Origin of the sequence: Streptomyces sp. SID9727 (assembly GCF_010550605.1) — a bacterium.
In the GTDB taxonomy this organism is placed as follows: domain Bacteria; phylum Actinomycetota; class Actinomycetes; order Streptomycetales; family Streptomycetaceae; genus Streptomyces.
Map to the genome: position 1 here is coordinate 1 of NZ_JAAGNI010000440.1, position 953 is coordinate 953.

1 protein-coding gene and 1 pseudogene are annotated in these 953 nt (G+C 77.9%); both read right to left on the bottom strand.

All coding sequences use genetic code 11. The features are described 5' to 3' along the window. Nucleotides 1-474 (bottom strand): annotated as a pseudogene (locus G3I41_RS30750) (glycosyltransferase family 9 protein); the annotation flags it as partial. Between the two features lie 5 nt (nt 475-479). Next, the coding region (gene rfaE2 / locus G3I41_RS30755; RefSeq protein ID WP_164403819.1) for a D-glycero-beta-D-manno-heptose 1-phosphate adenylyltransferase at nt 480-953 on the bottom strand (474 nt) is incomplete at its 5' end.

Below are 953 nucleotides of genomic sequence, written 5' to 3' on the forward strand. Positions count from 1 at the left end.
TGGCGGGACGCGGACGTCGGCGGGGTCGGCGGGGATGCCGTACGCGGCCAGGAACCGGCACCAGCGCAGCCGCTCGTGCTCGTCGCGCCGCCAGTGGGGCGGGTCGGGGTGGTCCGCTTCGGGGCGGGCGAAGGAGAGCGTCCGGCCGGGGCCGAGCGCGGCGAGTGCGTCGTGGCTGAGGGGTCCGTTGCCGTGCAGGTCGATGGCGACGGCGGGGGGCGGGCCCGGCCAGTGGTCCAGTGAGGGGACCTGGCGGCCGTTCTCGGGTGTGGCGAAGTGGACGTCCACGGTTCCGGTCGCCCGGACCGCCGCCGCCAGGCTGCCCGGGGCGGCGAGCACCGTCTCGTACTCCGGGAAGGCGCGTCGTACGCCCCGCAGCGCCGGTACCGCTGCCAGCAGGTCGCCGAGGCCGAGGGCCCGCAGGACGAGGACGGCCGGGCGGTCGCCCGAGGGGGCCGGGCGGGTCTCGGCCACCGGGCTCACCGCCGGGTGGGGGCGCCGGGACGGCCGGCGGCCCGCTCGGCCAGGCGGGTGCTGGAGCGTCCGTCGAGGTAGGGCAGGAGCACCACCTGCCCGCCCCAGCTCTCCACCAGGGCGGTCTCGGGGAGGTCGGTGAGGGCGTAGTCGCCGCCCTTGGCCCAGATGTCCGGGCGCAGGTCGTCCAGAAGGCGTTCGGGGGTGTCCTCGTCGAAGACGGCGACGGCGTCCACGCAGTCGAGTGCCAGCAGGACGCGGACCCGGTCCTCGGCCGGCACCACGGGCCGCCCGCCGCCCTTGCGGCGCCGGACGGAGGCGTCGGAGTTGACGCAGACGACGAGGCAGTCACCGGCCCGGCGGGCGGCCTGGAGCAGTTGGACGTGTCCGGCGTGCAGCAGGTCGAAGCAGCCGCCGGCGGCGACGACGGTGCCGCCCCGCTCGCGGACGCGCCGGACGAGCGCGCGGGCGTCGCCGGA